The organism is Idiomarina seosinensis, assembly GCF_003987275.1.
GTDB classification, from domain to species: domain Bacteria; phylum Pseudomonadota; class Gammaproteobacteria; order Enterobacterales; family Alteromonadaceae; genus Idiomarina; species Idiomarina seosinensis.
Map to the genome: position 1 here is coordinate 1 of NZ_PIQF01000002.1, position 23,456 is coordinate 23,456.

A 23,456-nucleotide genomic window follows, 5' to 3' on the forward strand; every position below is an offset into this window, starting at 1 on the left:
TGGCATCCGTGATGACAACCGTTACCGTTGCACCCTCTTCATCCGAGGTTCCACTGATACTTGGCGTCGCGTCACTCCCGCTTTCTGTATTAACCGTTAGCGTCGGTGCGGTGGTATCTAATTCTGTTGTGCTTGTCACCGTACCCTGGTTACCTGAGCTATCCGTGACGGTCATGGTCACGGTTAACGTGCCATCGTTAAGACCTGCTAATGATTGACCGTTGATAGTAATATTGCCGTTCGCATCAACATTGATCGCTGTACCCGCTACTGTGACCGTATTACCATCTTCGTCAGTAATGACGATACTGTCGACCGTGGCATCCTCTTCAACCGCACCCGTCAGTTCAACACCCGTACTTTCAGCCGCGTTGATAAGAGCGTCTGCAAAACCAATGCTGTTGCCATCGCCGGACTCGTCGCCGGGGGCGGTGGTGTCTAATACTGATTCTGTTGAGTTGGATACTGTATTTTCATTATTGTCAATTGCACTGACGTTCACCGTAATATCTCCGTCTGTCAGACTCGAGATATCCACACCTTCTATGCTGTAGTTGCCATTGCCGTCGACCGTCGCGGTTACTGTAACCGCAGGCGTTGCTTCATCGTTATCATTGATAGTAACCGTAACTATGCTGTCCGGCTCGACATCGTTGGTTGAACCGCTGATGTCGATAGTACCGTCAGTTACCGCGCTGCTGACGGTGATACTCCCGGCGATATTGTCTAATTCAATCGAATCTATTCCAGTAACGGTGTTGCCGTTGTTATCAATTGTCGTTGCTTTCAGTGTTAACTCACCATCCGCTAACGTTGAGATATCGACGCTAGGTAAGCTGTATGTGCCATTCGCGGAGACTTCAGTAGTTACAGTTAGGGAAACACCAAATTGGTCGGTTATGGTAATCGTAACCTCTTCACCTTCTGCTACGTCTTGAGTGTTCCCAAATACGAATAGATCTCCTTGGTTGTTAACATACCCATCGACATTCACCCTGCCATTGACAAGATCAAGTGTGATGTTGTCGGTATCCGTTACTTCATTATCGTTCCGGTCCTGGCCTACAACCGACACACTAACGCTACCATCCGTCAAAGACGAAATATCAATATTATTGAGTTCGTAAGAGCCATCTGCATCAATATTCGTATATACGGTAATAGTAACGCCGGCTGAATCAGTAATATTGATTTCAACTTCTGTGCCTGGGGTTAGATCTTCAGAAGAACCAATAATATTGAGTTGCTTAGCCGCCTTATTAACAAATCCATCTATAGAAATTTCGCCTTCGACAAGATCTAAAGTCACTGAATCGTTGGCATCTAGATCATTGCCGTTGTTGTCACTTGCGGTTGCTTGGATAGTCAGCGGACCATCGACTAAATCGTCAACTTCTGTATCAACGCTATAGGTTCCATCTGCTGCTACGGTTGCGGTGATAGTTACCTCGTTACCGTCCTGGTCGGTAATGCTGATGTTGACCGTATCGTTTTCTTCTAAATCAGCAGAAGTACCTGTCAGTGTTAAGGTTGAACCGTCCAGCTCGCCAGCATCCTGGTCGGTAATAGTGATGTTGACCGTGTCACCTTCTTCGAGATCCTGGGTCGTACCAGAGACAGCTAAGGTCGAGCCGTCCAGCTCGCCGGATACGGTTAATGCCCCTTCGACAACATCCAGCACAACGGAATCATTAGCAGACAGATCATTGCCGTTGTTGTCACTTGCGGTTGCTACGATAGTCAGCGGACCATCGACTAAACCTGAAACATCTTCGGTGATTGTATAAGAACCATCCGCTGCAACAGTGGCAGTCGTCGTAACGATATTGCCATCCTGGTCAGTAATGGTGATGTTAACCGTATCACCTTCTTCGAGATCCTGGGTTGTACCAGAGACAGCTAAGGTCGAGCCGTCCAGCTCGCCAGAAACGGTCAATGCACCATCGACAAGATCTAAAGTCACTGAATCGTCGGCGGCTAAATCATTGCCATTATTGTCCGTCGCCGTTGCATCAATCGTTAGCGGGCCATCAACAAGTCCGGTTACATCGGCGTCAATGGTGTAGGAACCATCCGCTGCAACCGTTGCGGTGGTAGTGACGGTGTTTCCGTCCTGGTCGGTAATGGTGATGTTGACCGTGTCGCCAGATTCAACATCGGCAGTGAGTCCGGAAATCGACAATGTCTCTCCGTTTAACTCTCCACTCACCGTTAATTCGCCTTGGACAGCATCCAACATTTCGATGTCTGTTGCCGTTAACGTATTACCGCTATTATCTTGAGTCGCCGCACTAATAGATAGTATGCCATCGGCAAGTGAGCTGATATCGACACCCGTGGTATTGTACGAGCCATCAGCGTTTACTGTGGCTGTAACTGTGACGGAGACACCGCTTTGATCGGTAATGGTTAACGTAACCGTTGATCCTTCAGCCACATCCTCAGTGTTGCCGGAAATTGACATCGTTGCTGAGGCATTATCAATAACACCATCAACTGTTACATTGCCATTGATGGCATCCAGCGCCTCGATATCAGTATCTGTTACCGTTTCATCATTGTTGTCTACCGTACTTGCTTCAATGATCAGATTACCATCGGTTAGTCCACTAACGTCGACATTATCAAGGTTATAACTGCCATCCGCAGCGACAGTCGCTGTTACCGTTATAACCTGACTGTTTTGGTCTGTAATCGTTAGGGTCACTGTTGCACCCTCCGCCACATCAGTCGTACTGCCGCTGATGTCGACGGTTGAATCACCATTATTGACTATTGCATCGACACTAATGGACCCTGAAACAGCATCAAGCACAACCGCGTCATCTGCCGATACACTATCGCCATTGAAATCAACTCCAGTAGCTTCTACGGTAATGGTGCCATCAGTTAGCTGACCATTATTTTGAATCTGAGTTGAGTAGGAGCCGTCGGCCTGAATAGCAACATTGACTGTTACTTGATTACCGTTGCTGTCGGTCAAAATTAGCGTGACGTTACTTCCCGGCACCAAATTAGTGGTTTGCCCAGTCACTATAACTGAGTCGTCGACCACTTGAGCTGTAACAGTTATCGCACCGGTATCGTCAGTTTGGTTCGCAGTAGACCGTTGCTGGGTATCGTCTGGGAGAATAGTATTTTCTACGGTAATGGGGTTGAATCCAATAGGCGTGTCATAAACTTCCTCAACTATCCGAGACAGTCGAATAAAGTCATTTCCTGCGGTATCAAAGCCGCCTTCTATGCCAGCGGCTGTTTCTTCGAACTGATCCAGTAAGTCTGTGTCGTCTTGCTCTAAAAGGCTTAGAACATCTTCTGCGGATTGCTCGGACGTTTCCGAACCAGTTCGGCTTGGTGGGTCTTGATTGTCCTGCTCGTTGTTTAGAGCGAGGGAGGTGTTTTCTGTAACAAGTAACTCATCACCATTTTCATAGGTAATTGTTGCCTGAGCACCATTTTCGGTGACCAGGGTATCGCCTAGGTTCAGTTCGTCGCCAGGTTGCAGAGGCTCAACCTCACCGTTACTGCGCTGAACATAGGCAGTGCCTACTACTGAAACAACCGTTGCAATCATAACTTGACCCTAATTTCGACAAAAATACTGATATTAGAGTATCTTTTCTCAGGTCAATTAGTATTGTACGGAAGTCCAGTTTTTAGCTTTTAGCGTTAACTAACGCCGTAACGCCCGCCCCTAAAACCGAGTGCGAGCGTTGCGGAAGAGGCGCATCCACGGGCTGTCTTCGCTCCACTCGTCTGGGTGCCAGCTGTTGGCGACGGTGCGGAAGACGCGTTCCGGGTGCGGCATCATTGCGGTGAAGCGGCCGTCGTCGTTGGTGACTGCGGTGATACCGTTGGGGCTGCCGTTTGGATTGCATGGGTAGCTTTCGGTGACTTCGCCCCAGTTATTGATATAACGCAGTGCCACTTGTCCGGCATTTTCTAAGCGACTTTGCTGAGCCGGATGCTGAAACTCGGCGCGGCCTTCGCCGTGCGATACGGCGATTGGCATGCGTGAGCCGGCCATGCCGCTAAAGAACGCAGAATTGGATTCTGGTACTTCGACCAGGCTAAAGCGCGCTTCAAACCGCTCGCTGCGGTTGGTCACAAACCGTGGCCAGTGTTCGGTGCCCGGAATTAACTCTTTTAACGCGGTGAGCATTTGGCAGCCGTTACAGACGCCAAGCGCCAGCGTGTCGTTGCGGTCGAAGAAGCGTTGGAACTGCTCTCGGGCGCGCTGATTAAACAGAATCGACTTAGCCCAGCCCTCACCGGCGCCTAATACGTCGCCGTAGGAGAAACCACCACAGGCGGCCAGTGCCTGCATATCGTTCAGTTCAACACGGCCGGCAAGAATATCACTCATGTGCACGTCGATGGCTTCGAATCCTGCCCGATCCCAGGCAGCGGCCATCTCGTAATGAGAGTTGACGCCCTGCTCGCGCAGAATGGCGACTTTCGGTGCTACGCCTTTGCTGATGTAAGGCGCTGCCACGTCTTCGTTAAGATCGAAGGTTAAATCGGCTTGCAGCCCCGGGTTATCGGCGCGCTGTTTAAGTTTGAACTCTTCGTCGGCGGATACTGGGTTGTCACGCAAGCGCTGCATTTGATGGGTGGTTTCGGCCCATAATGTGCGGAAGTGAGTGCGTGAACCAGTAAGTACTTGCTTACCGTTTAAGCTAAAGCTTAACTCGTCTTTTTCTGTCGGCTGACCGATGTTATGGACGATATTGCCAAGTCCGGCTTCTTGATACGCGTTAGTCACATGCTCCAGCTGCTCGTCGGTTATTTGTAATACCGCGCCGAGTTCTTCGGAGAACAGACCAGCAAGTGCGTCACCACCAACTTTATCCAATGTAACCTCTGCCCCGCAATGACCGGCGAAGGCCATTTCGGCGACGGTGGTGAATAAGCCGCCGTCGGAGCGATCGTGATAGGCGACAATGCGACCCTCGGCGATCAGCCGCTGGGTGGTTTCGAAGAACGCTTTAAATTGTGCGGCATCGTCCAGGTCTGGTGTTTCGGTACCGAACTGCTGGAACACCTGCGCCAGCGACGATGCGCCTAACCGGTTTTTACCGTTACCTAGATCCACCAGCAGTAGTTGCGTACTTCCCTTATCAAGGCGTAGCTGCGGGGTTAAGGTGTTGCGGATGTCATTGACCCGGGCAAACGAGGTGATCACCAGCGACATGGGAGCGGTTACTGCTTTGTCTTCGCCGTCATCCTGCCACTGAGTTTTCATCGACATTGAATCTTTGCCGACCGGAATGGTAATACCCAGCGCCGGGCAGAGCTCTTCGCCAACCGCTTTAACGGCCTCGTACAAGCCCGCGTCTTCACCCGGGTGACCGGCAGCAGCCATCCAGTTAGCCGACATTTTAATACGCTTAAGTTCGCCAACATCGGCGGCGGCCAGGTTAGTCAGTGCTTCACCTACGGCCATCCGCGCGGATGCGCCATAGTTTAATAATGCCAATGGCGTGCGTTCGCCCATGGCCATCGCTTCGCCGTGATAGGTGTCGTAGCTCTGTGCGGTAACTGCAACATCTGCCACCGGGATCTGCCACGGGCCAACCATCTGATCGCGATTGACCAAGCCGGTTACCGAACGGTCGCCAATGGTAATTAAGAAGGTTTTTTCGGCGATGCTCGGCAAGCGCATTAAACGCTCAGCCGCTTCCATAGCATCAACGCCGGCAAAATTGATTGCTTCGCCCTCAGCTTTTTTGCTCTGCACGTCACGATGCATTTTCGGTGGTTTACCCAGCAGCACATCCAACGGCATATCGATTGGCTGATTACTGAACTTCGCATCGTTCAGCAATATCGTCAGCTCTTCTGTCGCCTCGCCGATAACCGCGTACTCGGCGCGTTCGCGGGCACAGATTTGTTCAAAAGTTTGCAGATTTTCCGGCGCAATCGCCATCACGTAACGTTCTTGCGATTCGTTACACCAGATTTCCAGCGGGGTCATGCCCGGTTCGTCGTTTGGAATGTCGCGCAGCTCAAAGCGACCACCACGGCCGCCATCACCGACTAGTTCCGGCATCGCGTTGGACAAACCACCGGCACCGACGTCGTGAATAAAGGCAATCGGATTATCAGCACCAAGCTGCCAGCAGCGGTCGATAACTTCCTGACAGCGACGCTCCATTTCCGGGTTATCCCGCTGCACCGAGGCAAAATCCAGATCTTCAGCAGACTCACCGCTGGCCATGGATGAAGCGGCACTGCCGCCAAGACCAATGTTCATTGCCGGTCCGCCCAGTACCACAAGTTTGGCGCCGACCGGGATATCACTTTTTTGCACATGGGCTTCGCGGATATTACCTAAGCCACCGGCAATCATAATGGGTTTGTGATAACCGCGCATTTCGCGGCCATTGTGACTGTTCACGGTTTGTTCAAAGGTACGGAAATAACCGGTCAGGGCCGGACGACCAAACTCGTTGTTAAACGCAGCGCCACCTAAGGGTCCGTCGAGCATGATGTCGAGTGCGGTCACAATGCGTGATGGTTTGCCGTAGTTTTCTTCCCACGGCTGTTTGAAGCCCGGGATATTCAGGTTAGACACGCTGAAGCCAACAAGACCTGCTTTAGGCTTAGAACCAACACCGGTTGCACCTTCGTCACGAATTTCGCCGCCGGAGCCGGTTGCAGCCCCGGGATACGGGGAGATCGCCGTCGGATGGTTGTGCGTCTCGACTTTCATCAGGATGTGGATGGGTTCATGACTATAAGAGTAGGTGTAGGCTCCGCCTTCGGCTTCGCGGTTTGGGCCCTGCGGGCGGTCTGGGCTCGCGCTTTGCGCTTGCGGTTTGGGGGCTACGCCCGGTACAGGTGCGGGATAAAAACGGCCGGCGTCGAAGCCTTCCATAACCGCAGCGTTGTCTTTGTAGGCCGACAACACATAGTCCGGCGTGGTTTCGTAGGTGTTTTTGATCATCTTAAACAGCGATTTTGGCTGTTTTTCGCCGTCGATGGTCCAGTCGGCGTTAAAGATTTTATGCCGGCAATGCTCTGAGTTGGCCTGCGCAAACATGTAAAGCTCGATGTCGTTGGGGTTGCGATCCAGCTTGTTAAAATTCTCGACCAGATAGTCAATTTCATCATCGGCTAGCGCCAGACCGAGTTTGATATTGGCGTCGGCCAGTGCGGCGCGCCCACCGGCGAGGATATCGACACTGGATAATGGCTTCGGCTGATGCTTTTCAAACAGCTTTTCCGCGTCGGCCTGGTGATACAACACGCTCTCGGTCATGCGGTCGTGCAATAGCGCGGCGGCTTGTTTTAATTCGTCACCGGATAAATCACCCTGCAGCGAGTAGGCAATACCACGCTCGATGCGGTGCACGTTGGTGAGATCGCAGTTATGAGCAATATCGGTGGCTTTCGATGCCCACGGGCTGATAGTACCCAAGCGCGGGGTAACCAGGATGTAGCGTGCGTCCTCGGTGGAGGATTCAGGCGCATCGGATTTTGCGTCCCCAGCAGTTGAATCGGGCCCATAAGTCAGCAACTTCTCGAGCACCTGGCGTTGTTGGTCAGAAAGTGGCGAATGCAAATCGACAAAGTGCCGGTATTCGGCGCTGAGCCCTTTAACGGGTATCCCCGCTTGCTTGAGTTGCTCTAACTTTTTAGTCGTTTTAAAGGCTGATAAAGCCGGTGCGCCACGAAAAATTTCCACGTTCCTGATCTCCAACGCTCGGGGGGATTTTTGCGTGCGAAGTATACAGTAAAGCTCGTGCTAATGGAATATGGCTAGCTGCGCCTTCGGCGGGGGTAGGCTCGCTTCGCTCGCGGGATGGGACCTTCGGTCGGTTTGGGCGCTTCGCGCGGTGTGGGCTTGCCTTCGGCTTCGCGGTGTGGGTTCGCTTCGCTCACGTAAAACACGAGCGCAGCGAGTCTACCCCGGCCGCAGGCCCCACACCGCGCGAAGCGCCCAAACCGCGAAGCCGAAGGCGAGCCCAAACCGACCGGAAGTCCCATCCCGCGCGAAGCGCCCAAACCGCGAAGCCGAAGGCGGAGTCTAAATAGAAAGGTCGTTGTAGCTAAAGTGGGCGGTGATTTCTTTTTGCATCCATTCGAGCATGACGAAGCAGCGGGATTCACCGTCCAGTTTTACAACTTTGGCCAGGAAGCCTTTGAACGGGCCGGTTTTTATTTCCACTTCATCGCCAATACTGGGGGCTTGATCTTCTTCGTGGTTATCCAAGTTCTTCAGTTGCTGAATAAAACTGTCGGGGATTTGCGGGATGTTGTCGCCAAAGCGCACGACCGAGGCTATGCCGTAAGTACTGCGTAATTTATAAAACTGCTCGATTAGATTGTCGGGGTGCACAAATACATACCCCGGAAACATGGGTTCGACCACTTTTTTGCGACTGCCACGGCGGATCTTTTCGACCACAAGTTGCGGGCAATAGCCCTCAAAGCCCTGGTTTTCAAGGTTTTGAACGGCTCTAACTTCCTGTTTGGGCTTGGTTTTTAGTACGTACCAGGCATTAGCTTCCATTTAATGCGTTACTCCGTTTGGGTCCGAACTGTTACTTGCGTCAAGGACGCAAGCTACTCGCACTTGGCGGTGCCGTCCTTTTGCACTATGCGGAACCATTTTTCGCGGCGCTCGATGATGCGTTGTTTGCGTTTACGGACGACTGCTCGACGGCGAGCGTCATTGGCGGTTTTACGGATTCGACGCATAGCGGTTTCCTATCTAGTGTGCCTAGTGTCATTGTGCCGTAGCTTGCGTCTTTGACGCAAGTCGAAATTATTGTCGCGTCAGGGACGCGACCTACAGTCGCCCTTGTTCATCCAGCCATTTTAGGGTGTCGTAAAAGCGGCGGATATTGCCGACGTAGGTAACCGGTTCGTTACCGCGGGCGAAACCAAAACGGGTTTGCCGATAAAATTGTTTTTGCCGTAGCAGCGGCAGGCGCTGTTTTACATCCAGCCAGCGATCCGGATTTCCGCCCTGCTTTTCGGTTAAAATACGCGCGTCTTCCAGATGCCCGAAGCCAATGTTATAGGCGGCCAGTGCAAACCAGGTACGATCCGGCTCGGGAATACGCGCTGGCACCCGCCGCAGCATGCGCTCGAGGTACCGGGCACCGCCGCGAATACTCTGCTCGGCATTTAAACGACTTTTAACGCCCATGGCTTTAGCGGTCGGTAGCGTCAGCATCATCATGCCGCGCACACCTGTAGGCGAAACGGCCCTGGGATTCCACAAAGATTCTTGATAAGAGATGGCCGCCAGCAGTCGCCAGTCGAGAGTTCCAGCGTGCTCTTTGAACATCGCTTCATACTCCGGTAGCTTATTGTTGACGGCTTCGATAAATAAGCTGGTCGTCACATAGTTAAATTGTTTTACGTGACCAAAGTGACGCTCTTTAATGTACGCGAGGCGGCCACTGCTGCGTATTTCGCCAAAGTACTGCACCACCGCGCTAAATAACGAATCGTCGGTGCCCTGCGGCAGCGCCCAGGCTACCGGTTGATCGTGTTTGACCGTAAAAGCCACACTCAAACCGGGGTTACCGCGGCGCTGAACCTCTAACTGGTTACTATCGGCAATGGTGTAATCTATTTCATTGCGAGCCACCATCCGTAATAGTTCGACCGCGTCGTAATCCCGAGTTGCCCGCCATTTCAGCGTTGGAATACTCTCGCCCAGACTTTTTAGATACTCATGATGAGAACTGCCCTCTACGACAACAATTTCGCCGTCGGTAACCTGTTGCAAGTCGCGGGGGCGTTGTCGTGAGCCTTGTTTAAACACCAGCTTTTGGCTAATGATGTCGTAGGGTGGTCCAAAACGGTAGAGAGTGCTGCGTGACCGGGTGCGGTCCAGGCCCGCTGCAATGACATCGACTTCGCCACGGCGCAGCATAGTAAACAGATCGTTGACGTCAAACCGAGGTACCATTTGTAACTCGACGCCCAGACGGCCGGCAAAGCGTTTGGCCAAATCGTACTCAAAGCCTTGCTCCCGATCATGATCGAAATAATAACTGGTGGGATTCATCAAAGTACCAACGCGCAGCACTTCGCGTTCTTTGATAATGCTTAGATGATCAGGCCGCGGCTGCGGGCTACAGCCCGCAAGCATTGCGGCAACAACCAATAATAGTAGGTAGCGCACGAGCAAATTTGGCATTCAGCTCTCTTTATTATTTCGACCCGCTTATTCTACGTTGGCTGGTAGCACAGACGCAAGCTACTGTAATTCGGCTTCCAATTCTTTCATTGCTTTTTGGGCACGGAACTCCTCGTACATGGCCGCTTTGGACTGTGGGTCGATAGTGCGTTTTGATGCATCGACCAATGCCTCGAAAGTATCACGAGTTTGGTCTAAGACGACCATTGAACAAAAGTATTTTTTGCCATCAATACGAGCTAACGACATTTTCTCAGCAGTTGAACCAACCAATGTTTCGCTGGCTACTTGTTTAGAAACCTGTTCGAAACTTGCACCGACCGAACTGCCACCTTCAGCTTGAAGCTTGCGATTATACATCTTATCCAGAACGCTAGCTTTAACCTGTATTTGTTGAGCCAAATCGGCTCGTGCCGCAGCTATTGACTGAGGTTTATCAACCGCCATATTCCCCGACCAGTCCACACAGGAGGATGCTGCCAGGCCTTTGTTTGATTGGGGCGAAAAGACCCAAGCGGGGGTTGAGTCCTTTAAGTTACCCGTTATTTGTTGCACTGATTGATTAGTTTCTGCCTGTTGCTGTTGCTGTGATGTTATCTCAGGCTGTGATGAACAAGCCGTTAAACCGGCACACACGCAAGCCGTTATTATTGCTTTTTTCATTAGGATGCATCCAATAGTTGTTGATAATATTTTTTTCGCTTAAGTACTTTCGTTAAATAATTTTTTGTTTCCTGAGCTGGCAAATAGGTCATTAAATGTTGCTTTAGCTGGTCACTTGTCATTTGGTTAGCTTGAAGACTAGCCTCGGTCAGCGAAGTACCAACGCCAAAAGTATTTGCAACATTACCCGGCCCAGTATTATAAGCTGCGATAGCCATTAGTTCGCGCTTAGTATCATCGCTAATATTTTTAAAGTAACGACGGGTCAACAGGTAAAAATAGACACTTCCAGCCTCTAGATTGTTATCTTGATCAAATAAATAGGCAGGCGCAAATAATCGCTGTTCACCGTAGAGAAACTGACTAACATCTTTGCCCGCCGAGGTTGGTACAATTTGCATTAAACCAAACGCCGGTATATGTGAGCGCGCTAGCGGGTTAAAGCTCGATTCAGTATGTATTATGGCCAGCATTAACGGGACCGATAAGCCATGCTTTTGAGCGTAGGTTTGCGCTGAAGGGAGGACTCGCTGAACTCTTTCTTGATAACTACTGTCCGGTAGTTTAACGGTAATTTTAGTGGTCCGCTTAGTATTTTTCTCGGTCACTAAGTGTTCCACTATTTCCTTCTTTGTCAGCTGACCGACGCCGTCAATTAAGCGGGTGTTATTGTCACGTCCGACGTTAATAGCTATTGGCTTAGGTAATCTTTTTACCACCGGATCGTTGGCTATCGCTTGCCCCACCGTGGTATTTCGCAGCTGGTCAATTCGTCGATTCAGTCGTTGCAACAACTGTTGTTGGTTAACTTGCCCCTGCACTTCTACCGTAACTGTATTGTCTTGGTAATCGATTACCGTTTTCTGATGAGCATCGTCCGAATAACTCACCCAGCGCTTCTTACTAGCCAACTCTGGTTGTTCCCAGGTTTTTGAAAGCTGTTTTGCGTAAGCTTGTTCAGCAGCACGCCATTGTTTAACAAATTCTTCAAACTCTGTTTGCCGCTGTGCTTCAAAATTCTCAAACTCCGCTTGCTGTTTAGCAGTAAACTGTTCAAATTCCGTTTGTTGCGCGGAACCAACGGAGCTAACCGCTAAAATAGTTGCCGAGATCAAAGGCTTTATTAGCATCTTGCTTTTCCTTTTCTTGCTCTGCCTGTAATTGCAAACGACGGCACTCGAGCGTTGAGCAATGTTTCAAAATCGTTAATGTAGTTTGCCAGCGTTGCGCGTCAAAATAGATTTTTGCCGCTGCCAATTGGGCTACATTTAACGTCAAATGCTCTGGTTTTAGGTTGTTATCTAGGTAAGTCAACTGACGTTCGGAAGGTGCTAAAAACGCTATTAATGACACTGCGTCAGCGCTACTACCTTGATGTGATAAGCTCAATCTTAATAAGCTTTTTAACTGAACCTGGTCTAAATCAGACGCCATCGTCCAGGCAGCCCGAACCGCTAGATTGGCTAGATTAGCAGGCTCATCCGTTAAAGTGACTTTACCACGGCAATATTGCCAATCGTCATCACGCCACATTTGCTCGCCGTTAATCTCTCCTTGAAAATAACTTACTGAATCAGCAATTGGGAAGCCCACTTGATCGGCCAGTTGTTGTCTTAGTTTCCCGCGTTGCGGCGAACTAAGCTGCAAGCGACAGGCCTTTTTTTGTAGCGATTGTGGTAACTCTTGGCGGGCTCTAACGGCTGCCGTCTCTTCGTCTTGCCAACGTACCTCAAAACGTTCAAGTAATGACATTTCATCAGCCATTATGCCCTGGCTGAAAACAGCCAGGGCAACGATTAAGAGCAGCTTTTTCATAAGTTATCGTCGTCTGATACCTTACCAGAGGCCCCTTGTGGGTTCTCTGCCTGGTCATTCTGACCACCGTACACGTTAATCGACCGGCCTGAACTGTCTTTCTGTGAGCTACCCCGGCCCTCCATTTCACGTTTAGCTTGGTTAGCCGTGGCTTCGAGGCTTGGTGAGTAAACCGCAACGGTGTAGTGCCAGTTGCCATCATCACTTAAAAAGTTATTACTGTTTACCCCTGCAGGCAGTTGCCCGCGCGTTACAGACTGATATTCATCAGTGGCTTTTACCTGATTTAAAAATTGTACCCGATCGTTATCCAGCTTCTTCACTTGCTCTGGATCCTCGAGATTCGGATCGGTATATTCAAATTGCTGCGTGCTTTCAAATTGGTCTTCACTAAAGCTACCCTGCCAATATACTTCTTCACCTTGTAAAGTTCCAAGAAGTGCAGCGCGTGCTCGAGTTTCAGACTGACGTTTGGCCACATCTTTTAGTCTCTTACTCATCCGCGGGTTGTCATTTTTACGCACGATAGATGAGCCATAACCCATTACGTAGACTTCGTCGGTTTCTGGATGCGTTAAGACTTTTGCGCCCATTGGTGGTAACACACCAGTTTTTACATCTTGCAGTACCTGTCTAAAAATATCATTAGGATCGGTTGTTACTGCCACCGCGCCGGTGTTCTGGCGAATCTGCGAACGTGTTTTCGGTGTTGAAATAAAACTGATACGAACCATGTTTTCGTCAACTTGATCGTACACATCATAGGTAACATAACCCGCGATTGAACCGTTAACAGACTCGACACAACGCTCACGCATCTGTGAACTTTCATTGCCAACACTATCGGTTCCGGTATCAATATAATCCATAGTGACTTTAGCCAAATTATCACACATGACATCGGAGCCTTTCATGTTGCTTACCAATTGACGCTTTGCAATTAACGCCGCTTGGTTGTAAGCGGCACGTTTGGATAGCAGTGTGGCATTTAGATTGTCGTAAGTTTGATAAAAAGCACTTCCGATTGACAGAATTCCGGTTCCACTACCGACTTGTATTAGGCGAATACCGTCTTCGTTATTGTCTACTAGTTGCTGATGAGCTACTGCAACCGCTTGGTTCTCATTGCTTCCGACCACGACATTACCGTCTGTAACTGTGTCACCGCTGTCAACTGACTGTCCCGGGCGCGCTGGTGCCATATCAGTTAAATCAAAATCTTGTGCCTGTACTTGAGTACTTAAGCCAAGGAGTACTGCCATTCCTATCATCGTGCGTTTCATAGTAATTCCCTTATTTATTAGAACGCTTAGTTAAAGCGGATCGAAAATTCGTTAGCCACTGTCGCTTTGGGTAAATCGACGGCAATAATCGGTTTCAGAGATTGCCTTAGAGCAGCGACCAAATCGCCTGTTTTACCGCTGAAGCGCAATTGTGCCTTGTAAAATTGACCATCGTGGGCGACGCTGACATCTTTTGCCCCTCCTAGCGTTGATAAAACGCTGGAGAGCCTATCGGGTTGTGCTAGGTAATCGCTGTTGATCCAGATATCATGCAATAAGCCACCTTCCTGGACCACTCGTACGAACGCATCGCCGAGTTGCTTACGTAAGCCTTTGCTTTGTTCCTCGAGCGACAAGTGAACGTCAATCAGGTCATACAACACAGTGTCTGAACTTGGCAGCGCAATCAGGCTCGAGTCATTACGCCAGCTGCCATACTGATTACCCGCGCGATCATTGACCGTCACTCTCAAATCCAGTCGTGAGGTTCCATTTCGTTCAATCATCCGGGGTTCAGCGACCAGTAATAAATTGGCCTTGTCGCTTAACTCAACACCTTGCTTGGATAACCACTGTTTAAGCTCATTGTCTAATGGTGATGGCGCAGTTACTGATACTCGTGGGGAACCAATTTGCTGCATTATATTCGCCGTAGCGAGCGCAATTTTTTGTTTTTCTACATCCGCTCTAATAGTGACCTCGACACCGTTATTGGGCAGGGCTTTAGAGTCCACCAGTCGCCATTGTTTCACCATTCCCGACGATTTGGTTTGCAGTTGCTGCGCGACAAAATCACTCATCGCCATGCTGTTCTGGGTTTCTGACGTGTAGGCTGCGCTATTGGAATACTGAGTCCGTTGTTCCGTTAACCAGACGCCGACAACTTGTGAAATAGCCCGCCGCAAGGCATCTAACTCTGCGTTCTCACGCGCACTGATGCCCTGTTTATTGTCTCGCCAACCTTCGCCAACAACGGTTACCGATACGGTTGTTTCAGCATTATCCCAAGCTGTTGCTGAGCTATTTTTTGATACCGGTTGTTTGACTAAGGTCACTGTCACGCACGTATCGCTTCCCATTAATTCTGGCGTCGAGACCTGCGTGCGCAACCCCCGCAGATCTATACCTTCTTGTTGTAGCGTGGTTAATTGCTGCAGCCACTCCATCGTCGCCGATGACAACTCTTCTCGTGTCGTTGCAACACTTAGCACCTTACTGGAACTGACAACACGAGAAATTTCTGCCAATGCGCTTGCTTTGGCTTGTTCGATAGCCGGGGCGCCGCGCCCATATGCGCAGCGGTTAACGGAGATATCCCCGTTACCGCTTAAACTAAAATCTTGCGCGACTGTTGCCCAGGTTGGTAATAACAACGCCAGCCCAACCGCCGATGCTTTTATCATGTACGGTTCTCCAGGAAGTTTGCTGGCGTGCCCACCGATACGGCGAAAATTTTTCCTTGGCTTGATGGACGGTAAATTCCTGCCGCAGCCTGGGCCTCAATAGATTCGGCACGTTGTGTATTTTTCCATAAGGTGATTTCGCCGGTCGCGCTATTGCGCGAAGGGTTTACATTAGCAACCCCAATAGGCTCAACAAAGCCCGCACTGTATTCAAAAATGATCATCGTTTCATTAGCCAGCACTCCGGCATTTTGACCGCGATCTAAACTCACTTGGTTACCTTTTATACCCAGCACCTGAGCCGTTGCTGGCATTTCCGATAACATCCGCGTGAGCAGAATATCGATACCGCGCGAGGCCATATCGTTGATAACCGCATTAACGTGAGCGCTGTCAAAATACCGGTAACCACTTACGTAACGGTTATTCGCCATAACGTATTTGAGTTCATTGCGCTCACGGACATCCTCTGACTTAACCCGAATTTTTCCTAAGTTGGGGTAAGGCATAAGCTCTCTGGTATAAGGGTCAATTATGGCCGACGTAATTTCCAAGGTGTAATCCATCCAACCAGTAATGCTGCCTTCATTCTTTACCGTTCTCAGAGTATCGAGTTTGACAATATAATCGGGCTGCAATGTTCGACGCTCTGCTGCGCGGCGGGCAACATTTTTGGCTCCTTGTTGTTCAAGCTGGATCTGCTGCTCCTGCGAGACTGTCTCGTCATCACGAGTAACGATACGAAAACGGTTGATACCGGCAAATTGATTTTCGAGCATCATCAATAACTGATGGTCGTCGTATTCACGCAGGGCATCCACCCCTTGCCCTTGTCCCCCAACGTCAGTGCCTCCAAAGTACATTCTGACGATAGGTTTTTTTAATGGGCAATTGTCATTTTCGTCAGCGCGATCAAAGTTACAGTTAGACAAACCTTGCGTGTCAAAAAACGCAGGAACTTTTATATCGTCCTGCTCAAAACTATAGGCACTCTTCGCGATTATCGCATTAGACGCCCGGTTACTGACTTTTCCTGCTTCTGTTTGCTGCGCCGGTCCAGTGCTTTGACAGGCACTAAGAACACAGAGGGCGACAGCTGATAGGGTGACTTTGAAAGAGGTTTTCATCGAATTTATTCCTACGTTTTAATTTGATTGAAACAACCAATCACTGAAAGGGCGATTAAGTTTTACGATTAATTGCTGTTCCGCATTCTGAGCCGCCTGTTGGCTTGTCCTACCCTTACCAATGACTTCTAATGTCATCCCGTGATACTCGCGAAATGGCGATTTTGGTGAGGTTAAAGATACGGATAATTGACGGCGTTGCTGGAAGCTATTACCGGTATTTCGGTGTTGAGTCTGTTGCTCTAATTGCAGCCATAAATCAGCCTGTGCTGCATTTGGAAGTTGTTGAGCAATACTATTGGCAAGCGGTTGTAACTCGCGACTGGCGATCACTCGCACACCCAGGTTTTGTTCTGCTGCTAAAAGGTTCTCAAGCTGACTGTTTATGCTACTAAACGCGCTGACATCGGTATCAAGTTGCTGTAATGCGAGTTTATAGGCTGCCGCTTGTTTCAAGGTTCCTTTATACCGCAATACCCATAACAACTGTTCTGGTGGTTGACTTGTCTCAGGAAACTGTAACTGGTTGGCCAATCGCAGTTGGTCGATTAAGAAATTTCGCACCTGCTGCTTGGGTACTTTCACTAATACTGAAACTTTAGGGCTATTCTGATGCTGATACTGCCTAATAACCTCAGCATTTGAAAATTGAAGCGGTAAAGATTGGCCGTTAACCTGTAAGACAAACTGACTGTTGCTTTCGCCGCTGGCTTTTTGCAATCGCTGAGTCGTCCTGGACTGTAGGTTTACCGCTACTTGTTGAGCAACCTCAGCAAGCGCTGATTGCCGTGCCCGAACTATTGACTCGCCGGTAGCAACGGCAAAATAGTCATCGGTAGTTGCGACCGGAGGCTGCGCTAACCATGATGGCGGTTGTGCCGACGCACCACCGCTACATAGCAAAGCGACCGTAAATAAGGCCGCAGCTAATCCTGCTGTACGCATTAGCTTTTTGCGTCAAGTTCTGCTTGTAAGCCGTCAATCGCTTCGATGGTTTCTTGCTCTAAAGTGATCAACTTATTCGCATCACGCGCTAACATAATCTGATCTTTTGCGCGGACGATGGCTTTTACTAAATCATTATCTGCAGTTTTCTCGTCTTCTGAGCCAAACATACTTTTTAATGTATTAGCAGCAGTCATTTGAGCAATTTGAGGGCCGTATTCGGTGGTCAGGTAGCCCACTTGAACTAAGTGCTTACCTATTTCAATCGCTAGCTCAGCATTTTGATCAGCGACTTCATCAATTGCCGCTTGATAGGCATTAATTTTTGGACCTATTTTTTCGTCTTCTTTTGTCGCTCCTGCATCAAATTCAGCGATAGCAAGCTTCAACTGTTCTGGTTTTTTGTCTTTATGCGCAAATAGGAAAGCCTGAACGTCAGCATGATTCTCGGCCTGAGTACGATATTGTTCCATTACACTGTATTGACGCTCCAATACTGATGCGCAGATATTCAAAACGTCGTCGACACCCGGTTGAATTTCAACTTTGTTAAAACCTAACTCTTCCATTTCGGTGGACAAAGACGCAATAGCCTGATTACGGTCCATTGTTGCCGCTTGTTGATCATTTCCTGTAGACATACAGCCGGAAGTCGCGAGGATTGCAGCAAATGTTGGTGCCAAGATCCATTTGTTCATTTTAATACCCTTAAATAGATTACAATTTAGTAACATGTTCTTATGATTAAGAATGTGAGTAATGTAAAGTTTGTGTAAATAAAAATCAAATTATTTTGACAAATAATTTAATCTTACAGTTAGCAGTAAGCAGTTAGCAGTAAGTTTCGGGTTGATGAATGTGGAACCCCTGTAAAAAATCGATATTCAGCGGCTTTAAGCGCGTAAGTATTTGCTCACTACTGACAAATTCGGCAATGGTTTTTACCTTTAAGTTGCGCGCCATATCGACAATGCTTTGGGTAACCAGGTAGCTTTGTTCACTGTCCACAATAGAATTGATAATAGAGCCATCAATTTTTATAAATTCGGGTTTTAATTGCACCAAATACACAAAGTTGGAGTAGCCACTGCCAAAATCATCGATCGCGATAGTGGCGCCTAAGTCACGCACTTTTTTAATAAAACCACTGACCTGGTCAAAGTCGTTAACCGCTTCTGATTCGGTTATTTCAAAAATCACCGAACTGCCACCCTGTTGTTTTAACTGTTGCATAATAAACTCGACGGTGTCTTGGTCCAGAATGTCCTGAATCGAGAGGTTAACCGCTACCCGGCAATGCCGTTGCCAGGCAAAGTTAAGCGCCAGAGTCAGTATGGTTTTAGTCAGTTCGGAGTAGTAACGTGTTTTTTTAAGAGGACCTAAAAAATCAGCCGGCGAGACAACACGGCCGTTTTTTAACTTAAGCCGGGCTAGCGCCTCGTATTTGAGCGCTCCGGAGGTGGTCGATTTTATCTGCTGGAAACAGGCGATGACCCGCCCCTCTTTTAACGCTTCTTTTATTTGTTCAACCCAGTAGAAGGTATCGTCACGACTGTTTACGTCGTCTTTAATCACAATTGAACGCCCGTAGAATTTTTCTTTAGAGTCAGCTATCGCGCTCTCTGCGTAAGCCAATGCTCTGTTTTCAGAAACACCCACACCCACGGTTAGCTGAATATCACAGTCAATATCGTTAAACACCATGTCAAAGTGTTCTAACTGGTATTTTAGTTGCTCTGCCATTAAGCAGAACTGCTCTGTGCTCATTGAGTAATTGGGTCGTATCGCGAAACAGGCACCGCCTAAACGGTACAACTTAAAACTGAACTCTCGCTGGCACTCTGCTATTACCTGCGCCAACTTTTTAATATAGACATCACCAATATCAATGCCCCAGTAGTCATTAAAAATTTTAAAGTTGCGCAGGTCTAACACCGCCGTGGTATTAATTTGCAGCTTTTTTAAATCTTTTAATAACGCTAACCGATTAGGCAAGCCGGTGAGTTCGTCGGTTAGCTGTTCACGCACTCGGTTTTTGGCCTCGACAATATCGGTAACGTCGTTACGAATACTCAGAAACTGACTGATGTTTCCCTGACTATCTGTGACCGGCAGAATAACACTTTTAACGTAGTAAGCTCGGCCGTCTTTGCGGCGGTTTTTTATCAACCCGCGCCACGGTTGCTTATCGGTAATGGTTTTCCAAAGATTCGAAAATACTTGTTCGGACATATCCGGGTGACGAACAATATTGTGCTTTTTGCCGATTAATTCGTGTTTCGAGTAGCCACTAGTGCGCTCAAAGTGTTCGTTAACGTAAGTAATCACTCCGTTGGCATCGGTTATTGAGACGATAGCGCTTAAATTCAGTGCCATCAAAAATTGCTGCATCACTTCGACCGAGCAGCCGTCTTGCGGCTGCTGAATAAATTCGGTGAGTGATGTCAGGCTATCTCTGCACTCAGCCAGCTGTTTCATCACTTGATCCCTGCTGTGCATGCCAGAACTGAACCGTCAGCTTATCTAGCTGATTGGCAATATCGACGGTGGTATGACTGACCTGACGGCTTAACTTAACCGCATCCAGGTTTTCTTGAGCACTGTGTTTAATGCCGTCGATACTAGATTTGACGCTTTCGCAGGCCTGTTGTTGCTGCGATGCGGAGCTGACGATCTGATCAGTCATTACGGCGACACGCTCAATCGCTTGTACGATAGTTTGCAGGTTATCCGCCGCCTGCTTGCTTTTGGTGACACTATTGTCGGCCATTGTTTCACCCTGCTGCATGGTTTGTACTGCCTGCTTAACCGAGTCCTGCAGCTGGTCGATAACGTTGTGGATTTCTTCGGTCGATTGCTGAGTACGAGTGGCCAACGATCGCACTTCATCAGCTACCACGGCAAAGCCGCGCCCGGTTTCACCGGCCCGGGCAGCCTCAATCGCCGCGTTTAAGGCTAATAGATTGGTTTGCTCGGCAATGCCTAAAATAACATCCAGGATTTTTTCGATGTCCTGACTGCGTTGTGATACCGCACCAATAACCTGCGAGGCGGTCTGTATTTGTGCGGTCAGCTGACCGATTGACTGTGCCGTCTCGCCAATCAAGGCTTTACCGGCTGTTGCTGTTTGCAGTCCTTGTTGAGTAGCAGAAGAGGTTTCGCGGGTGCTTTGCGCGACTTCATCGACTCCCTGCGTCATCTGTGAGATAGCCGATGCTACCGAATCGGTTTGCTGAAATTGAGTATTGGTGCCGGTTTCTGATTGCATGACCGCACTGCTCAAACTCGAGGCACTGTCGGACAATGACAAGGCGGTATCGTGAATGCGACCAATCAGCGCTGAATTTTCTGACTCCAGTTTTTTCATTGCCAGCAACAGCGCTCCGGCCTCGTTATTTTTGCCGGTATAGACGTAGCGCGCGACTGGATCGTTTATCACTCGTTTGGCCTTAGTAATCGCCTGCTGGTAAGGCTGCCAGATCGCGCTCAACGTTGCTGCCGACAGGATCGCAGCTACCACCAGACTGGCTATCAGCGTCGCGGTGCCGAAACCGGCGAGTAATATTATAAGGGGCAATAAATAAGGCAGTAACGCACACAGCAGCAGAGTATAGCGAGTCGACAACGCCGGCTTCAGTTTTCTCAGCGGTTTATTCTGGTTAATTGAGCGATAGGCTTTTGTCGCCCGCTGTACAAACTGTTTGCTCGGTTTGCGCCGCACCGACTGATACTCGACGACTTTACCTTCGTGCTTGATCGGTGTGACATAAGCGTCGACCCAATAGTGATCGCCGTTCTTACATCGATTTTTAACCATTCCCATCCAGGAACGTTCGGCTTTAAGGTCGTCCCACAGCATTTTAAAGGCTGTTGCCGGCATATCCGGATGCCGGACCATATTGTGCCCGTGGCCGAGTAGTTCATCACGAGTAAACCCACTGATATCGACAAAGTCTTGGTTTACGTAGGTGATATGCCCTTTTAAATTTGTTGTCGACAGAATATTAGCGCGCTCATCGTAGTTCTGCTCGACATCTGTCACCGGAAGATTTTTCTTCATGCAGGCTTTAATCCTATGAGTAATCCATACGGTTTGTAGGGACTTGTTAATTTACTTGAGGATTAAAGTTAAAAAAACGTTATATTGAGAGGTAATTAAGAGGAATTTGACGTGCGTCAAACTCCTCTTTTTATGAGTGTTACGTGACGTCTATTTGAACGATTCTAACGCCCAGTTGACGTAAAGGTTGACGCCAGTGCGCAATGCATCTTCGTCTGCGAAAAAGTGCGGTGAGTGATTCGACGGTGCTTGGTCCATATCCTGATCCGGCGGCGTTACCCCTAGAAATACAAACATACCGGGCACTTCTAATGCGTAATATGAAAAGTCTTCGGCACCTGTTACAAGCGGAACCTCTTTTACCGCTTTGTCACCAGCAACCGCTTTGGTTATCGGCAGCATTTGATCCACCAGATCCGGGTTATTGACGGTTACCGGATAGCCCAGGTCAATCTCGACATCGGCTTCGGCACCATTGGCCTGTGCTACATGCTTGGCGGTGTGCTCTAACTTATCGTGAATGTCAGCCCGGATATCCATATCGAAGTTACGAATCGTTCCGATTAGGGTAACCTCATCCGGAATAATATTATTACGCACGCCACCTTCAACAATACCAAACGACAGTACCGCCGGGGCTTTGGTTATGTTGGTCTGACGGCTGATGATGGTCTGCGCGCTGTTAATAATTTGCGCTGACGTGACAATAGGATCGACCCCGCCCCAAGGGCGTGAGCCATGGGTTTGACGACCTTTTACGGTAATTTCAAATTGATCGGAAGAAGCCATTAGCGGGCCTTTACGATAACCGATATGGCCGGTTGGCATGCCCGCCCACACGTGAATACCGAACACTCGTTCTGGGGTATAGCCCGGGAATACATCGCTAAACAGACCTTCTTCAAGCATCAGCTCTGCACCGCCTTCTTCACCTCCCGGAGCGCCCTCTTCGGCTGGCTGGAAAATAAACAGTACATTACCATTCAGTTCGTCTTGCATGGCGACCAATTGTTCGGCTGCCCCCATTAACATGGCGACGTGAGTATCGTGACCACAGGCATGCATAACGCCCACTTCGTTGCCGCGGTAGGTCGAGGTCACTGTTGATTTAAAGGGCACATCGGTTTGCTCGGTCACCGGCAACGCGTCGATATCGGCACGCAGTGCCACTGTAGGACCATCGCCGTTACCCTTCAATAGCGCTGCAACGCCGGTATGGGCAATGCCGGTTTTTACTTCTAGCCCCAGTGATTCAAGGTGCTGGGTAATATACTTGGCGGTTTCGTACTCGCGGTTACTGAGTTCTGGGTTGGCGTGCACATGTCGACGCCACTCGATGACTTTACTTTCTAAGTTGTCGTCTATGGCTACAGGGGATTGCTGCGCATGAGCCGCAGGCAGTGCAAATGCGCTGGCACCCACCGCCAACGCGATTAATAATTTTTTCATCGGATTCTCCATGGAGGTTTTTTAACCATAGTATGTAGCTTGCGTCTTTGACGCAAGTTATGTCGCAATGTCGCGTCAGGGACGCGAGCTAGCGGCGGGCGCGGAAGAACTGGCGGAGGATGTCGCCGCATTGCTCGGCGAGAACGCCACTCTGCACCTCGACTTTATGGTTCATGGTGCCATGATTGAGCACCTCGATAGCAGTACCAGTAGCGCCGGTGCGTGGATCGGTAGCGCCAAACACCAGCCGCTTTACCCGAGCATGGGTGATCAGCCCGGCACACATCGCACAGGGCTCCAGCGTTACATAGAGGGTGGAGTCGACCAGCCGATAGTTATTTAATGACCTGCCGGCGGCGCGAATCGCCTGCGCCTCGGCATGCGCCGAGGCATCGGACAAGGTAATCACCTGATTATAGCCCTCGCCGATTATCTCATCGTTGAGCACCAGCACTGCGCCAACCGGCACTTCGTCGTCAGCTGCCGCCTGCGCTGCAAGCTCCAGCGCCCGTTGCATGTAATAGTCGTCTTGCTGCATTTTTCTTTCCA

The 23,456-nt window shown here is 49.4% G+C and carries 17 protein-coding genes; all 17 read right to left on the reverse strand.

Going from position 1 to position 23,456, the window contains the following annotated elements:
* The coding region (locus tag CWI81_RS06370) for a beta strand repeat-containing protein (RefSeq protein ID WP_126784486.1) at nt 1-3,574 on the reverse strand (3,574 nt) is incomplete at its 3' end.
* 120 nt (nt 3,575-3,694) lie between these two features.
* A complete protein-coding gene (gene purL, locus CWI81_RS06375; RefSeq protein WP_126784487.1) occupies nt 3,695-7,690 on the reverse strand; it encodes a phosphoribosylformylglycinamidine synthase in 3,996 nt (1,331 codons plus the stop codon).
* Nucleotides 7,691-8,032: 342 nt separating this feature from the next.
* Nucleotides 8,033-8,518: a transcription/translation regulatory transformer protein RfaH gene (gene rfaH / locus CWI81_RS06380; RefSeq protein ID WP_126784488.1), complete on the reverse strand. Its 486-nt coding sequence runs from the start codon at nt 8,516-8,518 to the stop codon at nt 8,033-8,035.
* A 53-nt stretch (nt 8,519-8,571) separates the two neighbouring features.
* On the reverse strand, nt 8,572-8,706 hold the full coding sequence (locus CWI81_RS12875) for a hypothetical protein (protein WP_276567841.1): 135 nt from the start codon (nt 8,704-8,706) through the stop codon (nt 8,572-8,574).
* A 91-nt stretch (nt 8,707-8,797) separates the two neighbouring features.
* Nucleotides 8,798-10,162, reverse strand: coding sequence for a membrane-bound lytic murein transglycosylase MltF (gene mltF, locus CWI81_RS06385; protein ID WP_126784489.1), 1,365 nt, complete (start codon nt 10,160-10,162; stop codon nt 8,798-8,800).
* Nucleotides 10,163-10,222: 60 nt separating this feature from the next.
* The gene (locus tag CWI81_RS06390; protein WP_126784490.1) at nt 10,223-10,825 is read right to left on the reverse strand and encodes a hypothetical protein; all 603 of its coding nucleotides are present in this window, start codon (nt 10,823-10,825) and stop codon (nt 10,223-10,225) included.
* Nucleotides 10,825-11,955 (reverse strand): transglycosylase SLT domain-containing protein, encoded by a 1,131-nt coding sequence (locus CWI81_RS06395; RefSeq protein ID WP_126784491.1) that lies wholly within the window; start codon nt 11,953-11,955, stop codon nt 10,825-10,827. The genes CWI81_RS06390 and CWI81_RS06395 overlap by 1 nt, the downstream gene beginning before the upstream one ends.
* Complete coding sequence (locus CWI81_RS06400) at nt 11,912-12,640, reverse strand: hypothetical protein (RefSeq protein WP_126784492.1); 729 nt, start codon at nt 12,638-12,640, stop codon at nt 11,912-11,914. Before CWI81_RS06400 ends, CWI81_RS06395 begins: the two co-directional genes overlap by 44 nt.
* Complete coding sequence (locus tag CWI81_RS06405; protein ID WP_126784493.1) at nt 12,637-13,923, reverse strand: hypothetical protein; 1,287 nt, start codon at nt 13,921-13,923, stop codon at nt 12,637-12,639. The genes CWI81_RS06400 and CWI81_RS06405 overlap by 4 nt, the downstream gene beginning before the upstream one ends.
* 26 nt (nt 13,924-13,949) lie before the next feature.
* A complete protein-coding gene (locus tag CWI81_RS06410) occupies nt 13,950-15,326 on the reverse strand; it encodes a hypothetical protein (RefSeq protein ID WP_126784494.1) in 1,377 nt (458 codons plus the stop codon).
* A complete protein-coding gene (locus tag CWI81_RS06415) occupies nt 15,323-16,453 on the reverse strand; it encodes a hypothetical protein (RefSeq protein WP_126784495.1) in 1,131 nt (376 codons plus the stop codon). The genes CWI81_RS06410 and CWI81_RS06415 overlap by 4 nt, the downstream gene beginning before the upstream one ends.
* A gap of 18 nt (nt 16,454-16,471) precedes the next feature.
* Nucleotides 16,472-17,398: an LPP20 family lipoprotein gene (locus CWI81_RS06420; RefSeq protein WP_126784496.1), complete on the reverse strand. Its 927-nt coding sequence runs from the start codon at nt 17,396-17,398 to the stop codon at nt 16,472-16,474.
* Nucleotides 17,398-18,096 carry a hypothetical protein gene (locus CWI81_RS06425; RefSeq protein WP_126784497.1) on the reverse strand — a complete coding sequence of 233 codons (699 nt, stop codon included), beginning with the start codon at nt 18,094-18,096 and terminating at the stop codon, nt 17,398-17,400. Before CWI81_RS06425 ends, CWI81_RS06420 begins: the two co-directional genes overlap by 1 nt.
* Before the next feature lie 133 nt (nt 18,097-18,229).
* On the reverse strand, nt 18,230-19,876 hold the full coding sequence (locus tag CWI81_RS06430) for an EAL domain-containing protein (protein ID WP_198678652.1): 1,647 nt from the start codon (nt 19,874-19,876) through the stop codon (nt 18,230-18,232).
* Nucleotides 19,860-21,458 carry a methyl-accepting chemotaxis protein gene (locus tag CWI81_RS06435; protein ID WP_126784499.1) on the reverse strand — a complete coding sequence of 533 codons (1,599 nt, stop codon included), beginning with the start codon at nt 21,456-21,458 and terminating at the stop codon, nt 19,860-19,862. The genes CWI81_RS06430 and CWI81_RS06435 overlap by 17 nt, the downstream gene beginning before the upstream one ends.
* Nucleotides 21,459-21,608: 150 nt before the next feature.
* Nucleotides 21,609-22,907: an amidohydrolase gene (locus CWI81_RS06440; RefSeq protein ID WP_126784500.1), complete on the reverse strand. Its 1,299-nt coding sequence runs from the start codon at nt 22,905-22,907 to the stop codon at nt 21,609-21,611.
* Nucleotides 22,908-22,995: 88 nt separating this feature from the next.
* Nucleotides 22,996-23,445: a tRNA adenosine(34) deaminase TadA gene (tadA, locus tag CWI81_RS06445; RefSeq protein WP_126784501.1), complete on the reverse strand. Its 450-nt coding sequence runs from the start codon at nt 23,443-23,445 to the stop codon at nt 22,996-22,998.
* Nucleotides 23,446-23,456 lie beyond the last annotated feature (11 nt).